Origin of the sequence: Mesorhizobium sp. M0601 (assembly GCF_040320845.1) — a bacterium.
In the GTDB taxonomy this organism is placed as follows: Bacteria; Pseudomonadota; Alphaproteobacteria; order Rhizobiales; family Rhizobiaceae; genus Mesorhizobium.
Genome location: NZ_JAMYQK010000035.1, coordinates 1 through 15,827 on the forward strand (window position 1 = coordinate 1; position 15,827 = coordinate 15,827).

Below are 15,827 nucleotides of genomic sequence, written 5' to 3' on the forward strand. Positions count from 1 at the left end.
CACGGACGGCTCCCTTGTTTGAGATCTCAACGAACTCATTCTGGCACATCCGATGCCGTCGGGCGCCGTCCACCCCATCATGCCGCGCCCTTGAGGCGTTGCAAGGGTGCAGAATGCTGCTCCGCCGCATTATTCGGCCAAGGTCACGGAATGGGTCCCAGGGTCTCCGCGACGGAGCTTCGCTCCTGCTCCGCTCTAGGACGACGAAGTTGAGAGCCTTCCTCGAATATTTTAAGAAAATTTGCGTCTGATTCTACAGGTTTAACCGACCGGTAACATTAACGCGCTTTAATCACACTCAGTTGTACCGGGTCTGTGCGGGTTAGTGCGATGCAATTCAGTGTTTTGAAGGCAAACGGACGCAATCTGGCGCGTGGCTGCGCCGTCCTCATGATCGCAGGCGCTGCGACGGGGTGTAGTTCCCAGGTGGCGCGGTTCAACAGCGTCGATGACGTGTTCACCGCCTCGACCAACAACCAGCGCGCCATCATCGACAAGCAGGATGCTGCCCAGCCCTATCCGGGCGATGTTGCGGCCGCGCCGGTCGACGGCAGCCACACCCAGTCGGTCAGCCGCTCAAGCCTCGAACCGGTTACGGCGCAGCAGTTGCCACCGCCGGCTCCCGCCCTGGCACCCGCCGCCCGCCCGGTGCGTACCGCTGCCGCGCCGGCGATGGCGCCTGCCGCTCCTCGTGTCGACAGGACGGCAACCGGCACCGTCGCTCCGGCGGCAAGGCCGTTCAAGAACGCCGAGCCCGACGCGCCGCGCATGGCGACGGCCGCCGGCGCACCGCATGCAACCGAGATCGTCGTCAAGGACGGCGAGACCATTTCCGGCCTGTCGCGGCGCTACGGCGTGCCGGCCGATGCCATCATGAAAGTCAACGGGCTGAGCGCGACCAAGGGGCTGAAGACCGGCCAGAAGCTCGTCATCCCGGCCTATGCGTATTCGAGCAACGGCGCCACGCCGAAAGTCGCCGACGCCAAGCCCGCGAACGGCACCAGGCACGACCAGCCGGCCGACGCGCCGGAGAAGGTGGCCGTGCTGCCGCAGCAACCGAAGCTCAGGGAAGGCAAGTCTGCCGCGCAGGTGGACGCCTCGGCTGCCGCGAGCCAGCCGAAGGATGGAAAGGCCGCGCCCAAAGTGGCTTCGGCGACGGCCAAGCCAGCCGGTGCCGGCGGCACCTACACGGTTCAGCAAGGCGATACGCTGTCGGCCATCGCCCGAAAGACCGGCGTCGGCGTCGTCGCGTTGAAGCAGGCGAACGGCATGCAGGATGGACTGCTCAAGATCGGCCAGACCCTGAAAGTGCCGGCAGGCGGAACCGCTGTTGTCGCCGGTGCGAAGCCGGCAAAGGTCGATCCGGTGACGACGGCCACCACCCAGCCGCCTGCCAAGGCCACGCCGACGCAGACGCTCGCCTCCTACACGCCGCCAAAGAAGGACGCGAAAGTCATCCAGCAGGCCGAGGACGACGACGCGGTGGCGCCGGACGCAACGGGCATCGGCAAGATGCGCTGGCCGGTGCGCGGCCGCGTGATCTCAAGCTTCGGCGGCGGCAAGGACGGCGTCGACATTGCCGTGCCCGAGGGGACGCCGGTCAAGGCAGCTGAAAACGGCGTCGTCATCTATGCCGGTGACGGCCTCAAGGAATTCGGCAACACAGTGCTGGTGCGTCACGAAAACGGCCTGGTCACCGTCTACGGCCACACCAGCTCGATCGAGGTGCAGCGCGGCCAGAAGGTCAAGCGCGGCCAGGAAATCGCCCTGTCCGGCATGAGCGGCACCACCGACTCGCCGAAACTGCATTTCGAAGTGCGCAAGAACTCGGCGCCGGTCGATCCTTCGACCTATCTCGAATAGATGACGAAAGCGATTTGCGGGCCACCTGACCTTCAGCCCGCCGAGGAAGTCCGCTCCGCAAGGTGCGGGCTTCTTCTGCTGTTAGTCGTTGAGCGGCTAATCCTTGAGCGGCTTGCCGAGCCGGCCTGCCAGATCCTGGGTGAACTGCCAGGCGACGCGGCCCGAACGGCTGCCGCGCGTCGTCGCCCATTCCAGCGCCTCGGCGCGCAGCATCTCGGGATCGATGGCGAGATCGTGATGGCGGACATAGCCGTCGATCATATCGAGATATTCGTCCTGCGAACATTTGTGGAAGCCAAGCCACAGGCCGAAACGGTCCGACAGCGAAACCTTTTCCTCGACCGCTTCGGACGGATTGATCGCCGTCGAGCGCTCATTGTCGATCATGTCGCGCGGCAACAGATGCCGCCGGTTCGAGGTGGCGTAGAAGATGACGTTGGCCGGGCGGCCCTCGACGCCGCCTTCAAGCGCTGCCTTCAGCGATTTATAGGACGTGTCGTCATGGTCGAATGACAGGTCGTCGCAGAACAGGATGAAGCGGAAGGGTGCCGCCTTCAGCAGTCCCATCAGCTTCGGCAGCGTGTCGATGTCTTCGCGATGGATCTCGATAAGCTTGAGCGGCAGGTCGAGCTTGGCCGAAGCGTTGACCGCGGCGTGCACCGCCTTGACCAGCGACGATTTGCCCATGCCGCGCGCGCCCCACAACAGCACGTTGTTGGCGGCATAGCCTGACGCGAAGCGCTCGGTGTTGTCGACCAATATGTCGCGGACGCGGTCGACCCCGCGGATCAGGCCGATGTCGACGCGGTTGACCTTGAGCACCGGCTCCAGATAGCCGGGATCGGCCTGCCAGACGAAGCAATCGGCCTCGCCCAGGTCGGTTTGCGGCACCGGCGGCGGGGCGAGGCGAGCGACCGCCTCGATCAGGCGGTCGAGCTTCTGGCTCAGGGTATCGATGGTGCTGTCGGTCATCTCTTGTCTTTTTTGTTTCGCTTTCGGGATGGTGCGGCAGGCCAACCTACCTGATTTCAGCGGTTTCGAAACTCGTCCCAAGCATTTGTTCGGGCATGATCTTTTGCGGAAACCGAGCGTCGCTTTTCGGGATCACCCTCTAACACGGCTCACCAGGCCGGAAAAGCAGCCGATTTGCCCGGCGGCGCAGTTGCATTGGCAACGTTACCGACTATATTCCGGCCAAATTTGGCGGGGCCGTCAAATTCCCAGAACGGTTAAGGCGGCTGTTTTTAAAATTCAGGAGTACCTCGATGTTCGTGACACCGGCATACGCCCAAGGCATCGGCGGGGACTCGTCCGCAATGTTTATCCAGATCGTGCCGTTTGCTCTGATTTTCGTGATCATGTATTTTCTGATCATCCGGCCGCAGCGCACGCAGCTAAAGAAGCGCGGCGAGATGCTGGCGGCGGTTCGTCGCGGCGATACCGTTGTCACCGGCGGCGGCTTGGTCGGCAAGGTGACCAAGGTGATCGACGATAACGAGCTGGAGATCGACCTTGGCGGCGGCACCAAGGTGACGGCGCTGCGCTCGACGATCGCCGACGTACGCGTCAAGGGCGAGCCGGTGGCAAACCAGAACGCCAAGAAATAACCGAATTGAAGGCGGAACGCAGCCGCTTGTACGCCTGAACGGACGATAACCAATGCTCTATTTTTCGCGCTTCAAGATGATCCTGATCTGGCTGGCCGTGGCCGCCACAGTGGTCCTCGCTGCGCCCAATCTTTTCTCGGCAAGCACGTTGGCCCAACTGCCCAGTTGGGTGCCGAAGCGGCAGATGACGCTCGGCCTCGACCTGCAGGGCGGCTCGCACATCCTGCTCAGGATGGATCCGAACGATCTGATCAAGGATCGGCTGGAGACGACGCGCGACGAAATCAGGACGCTGCTGCGCGATGCCAAGATCGGCTATACCGGCCTTGCCGGGTCGGGGCGCACGGTGCAGGTCCGCATCACCGATCCCGCACAGATCGACGCCGCCAAGAACGCACTGAAGCCGTTGACCAATCCGGTGGCGGCCGGCCTGTTCAGCGGCGGGTCCATCCAGGAGATGACCCTGGATGATTCCGAGGCCGGCCTGCTTAAATTCACCGTCACCGATGCCGGCATCAAATACCGTACGTCGACGGCGCTGACCCAGTCGATCGAGGTTGTCAGCCGTCGTGTCAACGAACTGGGAACGACCGAGCCGATCGTGCAGCGGCAAGGCGACGACCGCATCCTTGTGCAGGTGCCTGGTTTGCAGGACCCGCAACGGCTGAAGGAAATTCTCGGCCAGACCGCCAAGCTGACCTTCCAGATGGTCGACCAATCGATGCCGGTGCAGGATGCGCTGAACGGCCGTCCGCCGCCGGGGTCCTCGGTGCTGTATTCGCAGGACGATCCGCCGGTTCCGTATCTGATCGAGAACCGCGTCATCGTTTCGGGTGAAAACCTCGTCGATGCCCAGGCGACGTTCAACTCGCAGACCAATGAGCCGGTGGTTTCGTTCCGCTTCGATTCCAAGGGGGCGCAGCGGTTCGGCCAGGCGACAGCGCAGAATGTCGGCAAGCTGTTTGCCATCATCCTCGACAATCAGGTGATTTCGGCGCCGCGGATCAACGAACCGATCCCTGGCGGTTCCGGCCAGATATCGGGGAATTTCACTGCCGAGAGCGCCAACGATCTCGCCGTGCTGCTGCGCGCCGGCGCCTTGCCGGCGACGCTCACCGTGATCGAGGAGCGCACGGTTGGCCCTGGCCTCGGCCAGGACTCCATCCATGCCGGCAAGGTCGCCGGCATCATCGGCTCGATCCTGGTCGTGGCGTTCATGTTCGTCGCCTACGGTTTCCTCGGCTTCCTCGCCAACATCGCGCTGGCGGTGCATGTCGCGATGATCGTCGGGCTGCTGTCGCTGCTTGGCGCGACGCTGACCTTGCCGGGTATCGCCGGTATCGTGCTGACCATCGGCATGGCGGTCGATTCGAACGTGCTGATCTATGAGCGTATTCGCGAGGAGCGACGTGCCGGCCGCTCGGTGATCCAGGCGATCGATACCGGCTTCAGCAAGGCGCTGGCGACCATCGTCGATTCCAACGTCACTTCGCTGATTGCCACCGTGGTGCTGTTCTACCTCGGCACCGGGCCGGTGAAGGGTTTTGCCGTCACCTATGCCATCGGCATCCTGACCACGGTCTTCACCGCCTTCACCTTCACCCGCCTGCTGGTGTCGATCTGGCTTCGCCGGGCCCGTCCGAAGGAGTTGCCACGCGCGCCGGTGACCTTCATTCCGCCGGGAACGAAAATTCCGTTCATGGGCATCCGCCGCTGGACGTTCACGCTGTCGAGCGTGCTTTCGGTGCTGTCGGTCATCGGCTTCATGACCATCGACATCAATTACGGCATCGATTTCAAGGGCGGCTCGCTGATCGAGGTGCAGTCCAAGGCCGGCAATGCCGATCTGGCCGACATCCGCGGCAGGCTGACGGAACTCAATATCGGCGAGGTGCAGGTTCAGCAATTCGGCGAGCCGAACGACGTTCTGATCCGCGTCGGTACCCAGGAGGGCGGCGAGAATGCCGAGCAGACCGTCATCGACAAGGTGCGCGGCGAGCTGCAGGACCAGTATGATTTCCGCCGCGTCGAAGTGGTCGGGCCGACGGTCTCGGGCGAGCTTGCCAAGCAAGGCACCATTGCCATGCTGGTCGCGCTGCTCGGCATCCTGATCTATGTCTGGTTCCGCTTCGAATGGCAGTTCGCGGTCGGCGCCATCGTTGCGACCGTTCACGACGTGGTCATGACGATCGGCTTCTTCGTCCTCACCGGCCTCGAATTCAACCAGTCGTCGCTGGCGGCGATCCTTACCATCATCGGTTATTCGCTCAACGACACGATTGTCGTCTATGACCGTGTTCGCGAGGATCTGCGAAAATACAAGCGAATGCCGCTGCCGCAACTGCTGAACAATGCCATCAACGAGACGCTGTCGAGGACGACGCTGACCTCGGTGACGACGATCCTGGCGCTGCTGGCGCTGGTGCTGTTCGGCGGCGAGGTGATCCGCTCGTTCACCATGGCCATGCTGTTCGGCGTCGTGTTCGGCACCTATTCGTCGATCTTTATCGCCGCGCCACTGCTTATCCTGTTCAAGCTGCGGCCGCAGGCCACAGCGTCGGACGAGGAAAAGCCGGTGGGCGGCGGCAAAGCCATAGCCACCTGACGGCTTGCCTCAAAAGTGGCCAAGGGTATCGTCATCCGCGAGGCGCATTTCCCCGGCCGCGCACCGATCGAGGCTTACGGCAATGGCGGTTTCCGCTTTGCCGACATGTCGCATCGCGGCTCGCTGCTGTGCCTGCCTTCGGGCATCTATGGCTGGGAGCCGGCCGATCCGCTGGCGCTGACGGCAGCGGATTTCGCCAAGCTGTTCAACGAGGCAGACAAGGTCGAGATCCTGCTGGTCGGCAGCGGCAAGGATCTGAGGCCGTTGCCGGCCGCGCTGCGTGCCGCGCTGAAGGATGCCGGCATTTCCGCCGATCCGATGTCGACCGGGGCGGCTGTGCGGACCTACAATGTGCTGCTGGCTGAAGACCGCGCGGTGGCCGCAGCACTCATCGCCGTCGACTGACGTGGCCGAAAACACCAAACTCGTCATGGAGACGGTGCGCGCCGCTGATCATGACCGCTACCTGACCGCGCTCTACGCGCCCGAAGACAAGCGGGACGCGCTGTTTTCGCTCTATGCCTTCAACGCCGAAATTGCCGGCATACGCGACCGCATCCACGAGGCGCTGCCGGGCGAGGTGCGGCTGCAATGGTGGCGCGACGTCATCGCAGTCGAAGAGGATGGGGCTGAGGTCGGCCATCCCGTGGCGGACGCGCTGAAGGCGACTATTTCCGCCCACCATCTGCCCAAGGCCGCTTTCGAAAACATGCTCGAAGCGCGCATCTTCGATCTCTATGACGACCCGATGCCGTCGCGCACCGACCTCGAAGGCTATTGCGGCGAGACTGCCGCAGCACTTATCCAGCTTGCGGCGATGGTGCTCGATCCGGTCGAAGCACCGCGCTTTGCCGAGCTTGCCGGCAGGGCAGGTTGTGCGCAGGCGATGACCGGTCTGCTGCTTCTGCTGCCGCTACATCGCGAGCGGGGACAGTGCTTTGTGCCGGCCGATATTTTGGCGGCGGCGGGATCCTCGCCGGAAGAATTCGTTACAGGTGACGGCGGGCCGGGCGCGGAACGCGCCGCTGCCGCGATAATCGCGCTGGCACGGGAACATCTTTCCGCCTTCGAGCAGGGGGCGTCCGCTCTACCGGTTTCGCTGCGCCCGGCGTTTCTGCCGCTGGCTCTTTCGGGCGCCTATCTCGACAAAATGGAGCGCGCCCGCCGCTCGCCTGTCAAGGAGGTGGCGCGGCTCTCTGTCTTGCGCCGGCATTGGCTCTTGTTCCGGCGCGCGACGCGGGGCTGGCCGGTCGCATAGAGGCTGCCGCGTAGCCAACCCGACCGTTATTCCGCCGCTTCCGCCCGAAAAGGCAGCCCCAGCCATTCGCGGCAGTCGGCGAGCGCGCGCGATGTCACCGCGTGCCGCTTGGCAACCGTCTTGTCCTTGCCGCGCAGCCGCTTGCCTTCGATCTTCGGCGCGTCCACCGGCGGAAACAGGCCGAAATTGACGTTCATCGGCTGGAAGGAGCGCTTTCCCGGCTCATCGTCTGAAACGATATGGCCGCCGGTGATGTGGTTGAGCAAGGCGCCGAAGGCGGTGGTCAAGGGCGGCAGCGACGGCGCATGGCCAAGCCTTTCGGCGGCGGCAAAGCGCCCGGCGAGCAGGCCGATGGCGGCGCTCTCGACGTAGCCCTCGCAGCCGGTGATCTGGCCGGCAAAGCGCAGGCCGGGCCGCGACTTCAACTGCAGCGACGCGTCGAGCAGCGTCGGCGAATTGATATAGGTGTTGCGGTGCAGGCCGCCGAGGCGGGCGAACTCGGCGTGTTCCAGCCCGGGGATGGTGCGGAATATGCGCACCTGCTCGGCATGCTTCAGCTTGGTCTGGAAGCCGACCATGTTGTAGAGCGTGCCCAGCGCATTGTCCTGGCGGAGCTGGACGACGGCATACGCCTTTACAGACGGATTATGCGCATTGGTCAGTCCCATCGGCTTCATCGGCCCGTAGCGCAATGTCTCGACGCCGCGCTCGGCCATCACCTCGATCGGCAGGCAGCCGTCGAAATAGGGCGTGCCTTCCCATTGCTTGAATTCGGTTTTCTGGCCGTCGACCAGCGCCTGCACGAAGGCAAGGTACTGCTCCTTATCCATCGGGCAGTTGATGTAATCCTTGCCGGTGCCGCCGGGACCGACCTTGTCGTAGCGCGACTGGAACCAGCAGATATCCATATCGATCGTGTCGAAATGGACGATCGGCGCGATGGCATCGAAAAAGGCGAGCGCGTCGGCGCCGGTTGCTTCCGCAATCGATTGGGCGAGCGAAGGCGCCGTCAGCGGGCCGGTGGCAACGATCGCCTGGTCCCAGTCCGCCGACGGCAGGCCGGGCACTTCCTCGCGACGAATGGTGATGAGCGGGTGCGCTTCGAGCTTTCTGGTGACCGCTTCGGAAAATCCGTCGCGGTCGACGGCCAGCGCTCCGCCGGCCGGCACCTGATGCGCGTCGCCGGCGCTCATGATCAGCGAACCGGCCAGCCGCATTTCGGCGTGCAGCAGGCCGACGGCATTGGTTTGCGCATCGTCGGAGCGGAAGGAGTTGGAACAGACGAGCTCGGCCAGCCCGTCGGTCTTGTGCGCGTCGGTACCGCGGACGGGACGCATTTCATGCAGGACAACTGGAACGCCGGCTTCGGCCGCCTGCCAGGCGGCTTCGGAGCCGGCGAGACCGCCGCCGATAACGTGAATGGGGTTCTTGTCCATGAGCGCCGAAATAGTCGCTTGGCGCAAGGATTGCAATTGCCACGCGGGAGAATGGCTGACGGGGGAAGCCGCCCCAAAACAACAACACCCGCCGGGGGAGGAGGTCCGGCGGGTGTCGTTTTGTTGGTCGATCCTCGGGAGGAGGTGAAGATCGACCGTATTCGTCATCGCCGGGGAGGAGGTCGGCTTTGACGAAATTCCTTTCGCCATTTGAAAGGGCGCGAAACCCTTTTTAGAAACAGCGCCCGCCGGGGGAGGAGGTCCGGCGGGCGCCGTTTTTGTGGTCAACCCTCGGGAGGAGGTGAAGGCTGACCGTATCCGTCAGGGTCGGGGAGGAGGTCGACCCTGGCGAAATTCTTGTTGTTAGATCGCCCTGCGAGCGACCATCTTGATCTCGTCGCGGACGATGCCGAGATCGTTGAGCTGGCGGTTCGACAGGCGACCCAGCTCGGTAACCGTCTCGCGGTAGACGCGCCAGTTACGATAGTTGCGGATCAGGTTCATTGTCGTTCTCTTTTCAAAACTGGTTCGGGCCATTTGCGGCCCGAAGGATTAGACCGCCTTGCGGGCGACGTAGTGAATGTCGCTGCGGCTGATGCCGAGATCGGTCAGTTCACGGGTGCTCAGGCGGCTCAGCTCGGACACGGTGTCCCTATAGCGGCGCCAGTTGCGATAGTTGCGGATCAGGTTCATGGTAGTCTCGTTTCGTCTTTCTTTCGGATCATTCCGTCTTTGTGTGCACCGTGAAAATAGGTGGGGTCATATCGATTTGAAAGCGCTATTGGTGCATGGCAGCAATGCAAATTGTGCAATGCAGCATTAGCGCGCGTCCAGTTTTCCGCCCAGATCGGAAAATGCCGTTAGGTCAAACGCTTGGCCGGACGAGCTAAAAGAACCAAGGAAAGGGGGAGGGGCATGGCGAGCTATTCGTCACGGGTCAGGTCGGATATCGCGCGATGGCAGCAGGCCGGCCTGATCGACGCGCCGACAGCCGAGGCTCTAACGCGCGACGTCGAGGCAAACGAACGCAAATCGCTGAGTTTCGGCTCGATCCTGGCGATGATGGCGGCGCTGCTGTTCGGCGCGGCTATCCTGATCTTCATCGCCGCCAACTGGGAAGTCATCCCGCGGCTGGTGCGGGTCGCGGCACTTTTTGCCGTTATCCTTGCCGGCTATGTCGGCGGCGCGGTGTTGAAGATGCGCGACCATGCGGCGATCGGCGAAGCACTGTGGATCGTCGCGGCGGCGGCATTCGGCGGTTCGATCGCGCTGATCGGCCAGATGTATCATTTGTCGGGCGACGAGGCCTCGGCCTTGATCACCTGGGGGGCCGGCACGGCGCTGGCGGCGGTGGCGCTGCGCTCAAACCCACTGACCGTCGCTGCCGTCGGCATCGCCGATGCCTGGCTGTTCCTGAGAGGGTTCGACTACTTCCGGCGCACGGAATTTCCGCATCTCTTCGTGGTCATGGCGCTAATACTGTTCGCCGTTTCGTTCTGGACGCGCAGCCAGGCGGCGCGCCACCTGATCATCCTGTCGGTCCTTTTCTACCTCGTGCTGTTGGCCATGGAATACGACACGCTGCAAGTCGCCATCCCGCTCGTTGCCGCGTCGGTGCTGCTTTTTACCGCTGCGATCTTTGCTGCCGGGCCGGTCGAGAGGGTTTTGCAACTCGGCGGCAGGTTGCCCTTGCACGCGCTGATCGGCTTTCTCACCGGACTGGCGATGATCCAATTCGAACTGGCGGATGAAAGCAGCTACAATAGCGGCTTCGCCATTGCCTCGGCTGTTGCGCTGGCCGGCATCATCGCGGCGATCGTGCTGGGCGGCCGCGAGAGCCGGGGACTGCGCTGGGTTGCCTATGCGGGCTTCGCCTTCGAACTCGCCATCATCTATGTGGTGATGCTGCAATCAATGCTCGACACGGCAGGCTTCTTCCTTGCGGCGGCGGTGCTGCTCGCCGTTCTTGCTTTCATTATCATCCGCATAGAAAGGCGCATGAACGCCTCGAACATGACAGGAGCGGCGGCATGATGACCGGCAAAAGACTGATCATCTCGGCGCTGGTCCTGGCGCTCGTCCAGATCGGCTTTCTGAGCTGGATCATCGCCGGACGCGCGGCGATCCTGCGCGATGGCAAGCAGGTCCTGCTCAAGGTCGAGCCGATCGATCCGCGCGATCTCTTGCGCGGTGACTACATTCTGCTCGGCTACGATATTTCGCGCATACCGGTGAAACTGATCGGCAACATTCCGGCCGGCAAGCTTTCCAGCGAGGAAACGTCGATCGTGGTCAGGCTGAAGCAGGGCGCCGATGGCTATTGGGGCCCGACCGCGGCCTGGTTCGGGCAAGCGCCGGCGCCGGCAGCATCCGATGAAGCCGATATCGTCGGACACGTCTCCGAGGGCTGGAATATCGGCCAGGGAGCAACGACGATCGCGCCGGAGTACGGCATCGAGCGCTTCTATCTGCCGGAAGGCGAGGGGATGGCGATCCAGAACGATATGCGGGTGCGGCCGTTCGGCATCCGGGTGGCGATTGCGGCCAACGGCACGGCGCAGATCAAGGCGCTGGTGGATGGCGACAAGACACTGTTCGAGGAGCCGCTTTACTAGATCGCGCCACGGCCTTGGCAATGATCTCCTGCGCCAAGGCTTCGGAGGAGCTTCGAGTGGCCTGCCACCCCAAGCTCGAAGAGCGAAGGGTGGTGCGGATGAAGGGACTCGAACCCCCACGCCTTTCGGCACTGGAACCTAAATCCAGGGCGTCTACCAATTCCGCCACATCCGCATTGCCCGGCCAATCCCATGTAGCCATCATTCTGTCAATGTCAGGGCTGATATCGGTATCCTTGGCCGGAATGCAAAGATGGTTGAAAATCAGCGTCGCCTGTGACAAAAGGCGTGTCGAATGTGACGGGACGCGACGATCCGCTTCTGCAGAATGTGATAAGAAGTAGGAAAAACAAAGACTTATTCACGTTTTGGAGCGTATTTCTGGAGGATTTGTGCCGCGTTGAGCGGACAGATCGCCAAGTCCCGCACCAAAAGCCATTCCCGGCAAGATCATACCGGCAGGCTGTAAACGGCAGGGGCCGTTTGACGGCCTCATTGGTGGAAACAAAGGTTTTATGATGCAGGTCACCGAAACGCTCAACTCCGGTCTCAAGCGCGAGATCAAGATCACCGTGCCGGCCGGTGACATGGAAGCCAAGCTGATGGCGCGGCTCTCCGATGCCAGGAACAAGGTCCGCATCAACGGCTTCCGCCCCGGCAAGGTGCCGGTGCAGCATCTGCGCAAAGTCTACGGCAAGTCGTTCATGGCCGAAGTGGTCAACGAGATCCTCAATGATTCGACCCGTTCGATCATCACCGGGCGCGGCGAAAAGGCCGCCATGCAGCCCGAAGTGATCATGACCGAGGACGAGAAGGAAGCCGAGAAGATCCTGGCAGGCGGTGCCGATTTCGAGTTCCGCCTGAACTATGAGGTCATTCCGCCGATCGAGATCAAGGATTTCTCCGACATCAAGGTGACGCGCCAGGTGTTCGACGTGCCGGATGAAGAGATCGACGAGCAGGTCAAGCGTGTCGCTGAATCCGCCCGCACTTACGAGCCGAAAACCGGCAAGGCCGCCGAAGGCGACCGTGTGACCATCGATTATGTCGGCAAGATCGACGGCGAAGCCTTCGGCGGCGGCGCCGGCACCGATCAGCCGCTGGTGCTCGGCTCGAAGGAATTCATCCCCGGCTTCGAGGACCAGCTGGTCGGCAGCAAGGCCGGCGACGAGAAGCAGGTCACGGTTACCTTCCCGGAAAACTACCAGGGGGCGCATCTGGCCGGCAAGGAAGCCACTTTTGACGTGACGGTCAAGGAAGTGTCGAAGCCCGGCGCGCTTGAGATCAACGACGAGATGGCCAAAAATCTCGGCCTTGAATCGCTGGAGCGCCTGCGCGAGGTGGTGCGCGGTCAGATCGAGAACCAGTTCGGCTCGATAACGCGCCAGAAAGTCAAGCGGCAGTTGCTCGACCAGCTCGACGCTGCCTACTCGTTCGAGGCGCCGTCCAAGCTAGTCGAGGCCGAGTTCAACAACATCTGGAACCAGGTCAATCGCGATCTCGAAGCTGCCGGGCGGACCTTTGCCGACGAAGAGACGACGGAAGAAGAAGCGCGTGCAGAATACATGCGGCTTGCCGAGCGCCGCGTGCGTCTCGGCCTGGTTCTCGCCGAAATCGGCGAGAAGGCCGGCGTCACGGTGACGGACGAGGAATTGCAGCGCGGCCTCTTCGAGCAGGTGCGTCGCTATCCGGCCAACCAGCAGCAGGAGGCCTTCGAATTCTATCGCAACAATCCCGAAGCGCTGAACACGTTGCGCGCGCCGATGTTCGAAGAGAAGGTGGTCGACCATCTGCTCGGCCAGATTTCGGTCACCGACGTCAAGGTCAGCAAGGAAGAGCTGCTGGCCGACGAGGAGGATACGGAGACAACCAAGGCCAAGCCGGCGAAGAAGGCGGCTGCGAAAAAAGCGGACACCAAGAAGGCCGACGACGACGCTGAAGAGCCGAAGAAAAAGGCCGCGCCGAAGAAGAAGGCCGCCAAGGACGCTGAATAACGTCTCTGCTGAATTCCGAAAGGCCGCCTTCTCGAGGCGGCCTTTTTCGTTGTGGCGCAGACGCAACGGATTTCACGCATCTGGCGCTCGAGGTAGCGATATGAAGCTTTGATGATTATCTGCGCTGGGTTGCTGACCGCAGCGGTTGTTGGAGGCATCGTTGAGACAGTTCTTCGGTATCGGAAGCGTGGCGGCGGCGTTCCTGCTTGCGTCGGTCTGTGGCATTGCCCAGGCTGATACGGTTCTCGACAACTGGCGGTTCGACAAGAGCAGCGATGGCCTTGTCACCGCCTCGCTTTACGCGACCAACAAGCTCATCACCGGCGGCGGCGCATTGAGCTACAGCCCGGTTTTGACGATCGCGTGCCGGACCGCCGGCGAACCGCGTTGGAGCGAATGGCTGCAGCTGAGCGACACCGTTTCCGCGAGCCGAACCATCGCCATGTCAGTGACTGTCGGCCAATCCGGCAAGCTCAACGAAAGCTGGTCGGTCGGCCCGCGCAGCAGGATGCTGGTCCGCGACGGTGCCGACGGCATCAGGCGACTGATTGCCGCGGACCGGCTGCTGCTGTCCTGGCGGTTCGGGCTGCTGTCGGGGCGCGGCAAAGCCGAGTTTGACCTCACCGGAGTTGAAGAGGCGATCGGCCGGATCGCCGCCAGCTGCAACACCAAATTGCCTTGAGCAGATTGTCCGCATTAAACCTTGGCACGGCCGAACTCTATCTGCCGGCCGGGTTCTGTGGTATGTAGGTGCCGCAACCCCAGGCAGTGGATATCCGTTCTGCCATTCAAGAGCGCATGCCAGCGGACTAAATGTCGGCCTGTGCAGGTCAGCCAGGGCAAATTGGCGATCAGGGAGGAAATGCCATGCGTGCCTTTGTGTTTTTTGTCATCATGTCCGTCGCCACCGTCATTGCCAGCCCCTCGCGGGCACAGGATGCCGCGGCGGGTGAGAAGGTCTTCGCCAAATGCAAGGTCTGCCATATCGCGGACAAGGATCAGAACAAGGTCGGCCCGTCCTTGAACGGCGTCATCGGCCGAACGGCCGGCACGCATCCAGGGTTCAGCTATTCCAAGGCCATGACCGAGGCCGGCAAGTCCGGCGTCAAATGGGATGAGGCCACGCTGACGACCTACCTTCACGATCCCAAGGCGATGGTCAAAGGAACCAAGATGGCATTCCCCGGCCTCAAGAAGGACGAGGACGTCGCCAATGTCATTGCTTATCTGAAGCAATTCTCCAAATAGCCCGGCTCTTCCGCCGGATCTTGGTATAGCAAACAGGTCGAGGCATAGCCTCGGCCGCAATCTGCCGGCAGTGTCGGTGGGGAGGGCGACTCGTTGCAAAAAAGACATTGGCCGGCTAGGCTGCCATTCCCATCGGTGGTCGTCTGAATGTCGACTGAAGAAAGCCGTCTCAAGGATACCGGCATCCGCCTCTCGGAGGCGACGGCGGGTGATTTCTTTGCGCTTTTGAAACCACGCGTCATGGCGCTCGCCGTGTTTACTGCCTTCGTCGGCCTGATGATGGCGCCCGGCGTGATGAATCCAGTTATCGCCTTAATTGCCATCGGCGCAATCGCGGTTGGAGCGGGAGCCGCCGGCGCGCTCAATATGTGGTACGACGCAGACATAGACGCCTTGATGTCTCGCACGTCCAAGCGACCAATTCCGTCCGGTCGCGTCACGCCTGCCGAAGCTCTCAGCTTCGGTCTGGTGCTTTCCGCACTGTCGGTCATGACGCTCGGCGTGCTGGTGGGGTGGCTCGCCGCATCGTTGTTGGCGTTCACCATCTTTTTCTATGTCGTTATCTACACGATGTGGCTGAAGCGCTCGACGCCACAGAATATCGTCATAGGCGGCGCGGCAGGCGCCCTTCCTCCGGTGATCGGGTGGGTTGCTGCAACCGGCGCAATCGGCATTGAAAGTCTCATCCTGTTTCTGATCATTTTCCTCTGGACGCCGCCTCATTTCTGGGCGCTGGCCCTTTTCAAGGTCGGTGACTATGCCGCGGCTGGGGTCCCGATGATGCCGAATGTGGCCGGCCAGCACTCGACCAGAAAACAAATCTTCGCCTATTCGCTGCTCTTGGCGCCAATCGGCGTGCTCCCTTGGGGCCTCGGCTTCGCGAGCGGATATTACGGCACTGCTTCAGCCGCGTTGGGTGCAGGTTTCATTTGGCAGGCCTGGAAGGTTCTCGTCGCCGACAAGGAGATGAAGCCGGCAAAGGCGCTGTTTGCGTATTCGATTGTCTATCTTTTCGCAATATTTGCAGCGTTGCTTGCCGACACCATTGTAATGCGAGTGATCGCTTCAGCCGACTATTGACCCGGCTCAAAACATCACATTGGCAGAGCACAAAATCCCAGCAACAGCAGAATAACGACGCCAAGGCCGAGTATGAGAACTGTCCTTCCGTCCATGACCTTCACCTTCGACTAGAAGAGCA

General features: G+C 62.1%; 15 protein-coding genes and 1 tRNA gene. 11 read left to right on the top strand and 5 right to left on the bottom strand.

Translation table 11 applies throughout. The features are described from left to right. Positions 1-330: 330 nt before the first annotated feature. A complete protein-coding gene (locus NKI41_RS25055; RefSeq protein ID WP_352539744.1) occupies positions 331-1,863 on the top strand; it encodes a peptidoglycan DD-metalloendopeptidase family protein in 1,533 nt (510 codons plus the stop codon). Positions 1,864-1,959: 96 nt separating this feature from the next. Here NKI41_RS25055 and NKI41_RS25060 read toward each other — a convergent pair whose 3' ends face one another. After that, entirely contained in the window at positions 1,960-2,835 is an 876-nt protein-coding gene (locus NKI41_RS25060; RefSeq protein ID WP_352539745.1) for an ATP-binding protein, read from the bottom strand. Positions 2,836-3,128: 293 nt separating this feature from the next. Here NKI41_RS25060 and yajC point away from each other — a divergent pair, with 293 nt between their 5' ends. Genes yajC through NKI41_RS25080 form a run of 4 tightly spaced genes read left to right on the top strand, consistent with a single transcriptional unit; the run spans position 3,129 to position 7,333 of the window. Further along, a complete protein-coding gene (gene yajC, locus NKI41_RS25065; protein ID WP_352451381.1) occupies positions 3,129-3,470 on the top strand; it encodes a preprotein translocase subunit YajC in 342 nt (113 codons plus the stop codon). A 52-nt stretch (positions 3,471-3,522) separates the two neighbouring features. Continuing rightward, positions 3,523-6,075 carry a protein translocase subunit SecDF gene (gene secDF, locus NKI41_RS25070; RefSeq protein ID WP_352470433.1) on the top strand — a complete coding sequence of 851 codons (2,553 nt, stop codon included), beginning with the start codon at positions 3,523-3,525 and terminating at the stop codon, positions 6,073-6,075. Positions 6,076-6,090: 15 nt separating this feature from the next. Continuing rightward, a complete protein-coding gene (locus NKI41_RS25075; RefSeq protein WP_352500864.1) occupies positions 6,091-6,480 on the top strand; it encodes an Mth938-like domain-containing protein in 390 nt (129 codons plus the stop codon). A gap of 25 nt (positions 6,481-6,505) precedes the next feature. Then, the gene (locus tag NKI41_RS25080) at positions 6,506-7,333 is read left to right on the top strand and encodes a phytoene/squalene synthase family protein (protein ID WP_502896454.1); all 828 of its coding nucleotides are present in this window, start codon (positions 6,506-6,508) and stop codon (positions 7,331-7,333) included. A 26-nt stretch (positions 7,334-7,359) separates the two neighbouring features. Here the strand turns inward: NKI41_RS25080 and trmFO are convergent, their stop codons facing one another. The 3 genes from trmFO to NKI41_RS25095 form a co-directional block, all read right to left on the bottom strand. Further along, positions 7,360-8,769 (bottom strand): methylenetetrahydrofolate--tRNA-(uracil(54)-C(5))-methyltransferase (FADH(2)-oxidizing) TrmFO, encoded by a 1,410-nt coding sequence (gene trmFO / locus NKI41_RS25085; RefSeq protein WP_352685533.1) that lies wholly within the window; start codon positions 8,767-8,769, stop codon positions 7,360-7,362. 363 nt (positions 8,770-9,132) lie between these two features. Then, the gene (locus NKI41_RS25090) at positions 9,133-9,273 is read right to left on the bottom strand and encodes a DUF1127 domain-containing protein (protein ID WP_023678914.1); all 141 of its coding nucleotides are present in this window, start codon (positions 9,271-9,273) and stop codon (positions 9,133-9,135) included. Between the two features lie 48 nt (positions 9,274-9,321). Beyond that, the gene (locus tag NKI41_RS25095; protein ID WP_091596947.1) at positions 9,322-9,462 is read right to left on the bottom strand and encodes a DUF1127 domain-containing protein; all 141 of its coding nucleotides are present in this window, start codon (positions 9,460-9,462) and stop codon (positions 9,322-9,324) included. Positions 9,463-9,684: 222 nt separating this feature from the next. Here NKI41_RS25095 and NKI41_RS25100 point away from each other — a divergent pair, with 222 nt between their 5' ends. Both NKI41_RS25100 and NKI41_RS25105 read left to right on the top strand, forming a co-directional pair. Further along, positions 9,685-10,803 carry a DUF2157 domain-containing protein gene (locus tag NKI41_RS25100; RefSeq protein WP_352685534.1) on the top strand — a complete coding sequence of 373 codons (1,119 nt, stop codon included), beginning with the start codon at positions 9,685-9,687 and terminating at the stop codon, positions 10,801-10,803. After that, positions 10,800-11,384, top strand: a complete 585-nt coding sequence (locus NKI41_RS25105; protein ID WP_352614037.1) for a GDYXXLXY domain-containing protein — start codon at positions 10,800-10,802, stop codon at positions 11,382-11,384. Before NKI41_RS25100 ends, NKI41_RS25105 begins: the two co-directional genes overlap by 4 nt. Positions 11,385-11,474: 90 nt before the next feature. Here the strand turns inward: NKI41_RS25105 and NKI41_RS25110 are convergent. Further along, a tRNA-Leu gene (locus NKI41_RS25110) sits at positions 11,475-11,559 on the bottom strand. 343 nt (positions 11,560-11,902) lie between these two features. Here NKI41_RS25110 and tig point away from each other — a divergent pair. From tig to NKI41_RS25130, 4 genes are all read left to right on the top strand, one after another. After that, the gene (gene tig / locus NKI41_RS25115) at positions 11,903-13,378 is read left to right on the top strand and encodes a trigger factor (RefSeq protein WP_352685556.1); all 1,476 of its coding nucleotides are present in this window, start codon (positions 11,903-11,905) and stop codon (positions 13,376-13,378) included. Positions 13,379-13,538: 160 nt separating this feature from the next. After that, positions 13,539-14,060, top strand: a complete 522-nt coding sequence (locus NKI41_RS25120) for a hypothetical protein (RefSeq protein ID WP_352470439.1) — start codon at positions 13,539-13,541, stop codon at positions 14,058-14,060. A gap of 185 nt (positions 14,061-14,245) precedes the next feature. Then, positions 14,246-14,626: a c-type cytochrome gene (locus NKI41_RS25125; protein ID WP_352685535.1), complete on the top strand. Its 381-nt coding sequence runs from the start codon at positions 14,246-14,248 to the stop codon at positions 14,624-14,626. Positions 14,627-14,773: 147 nt separating this feature from the next. Further along, on the top strand, positions 14,774-15,706 hold the full coding sequence (locus NKI41_RS25130) for a heme o synthase (RefSeq protein ID WP_352685536.1): 933 nt from the start codon (positions 14,774-14,776) through the stop codon (positions 15,704-15,706). Positions 15,707-15,827: the final 121 nt, after the last annotated feature.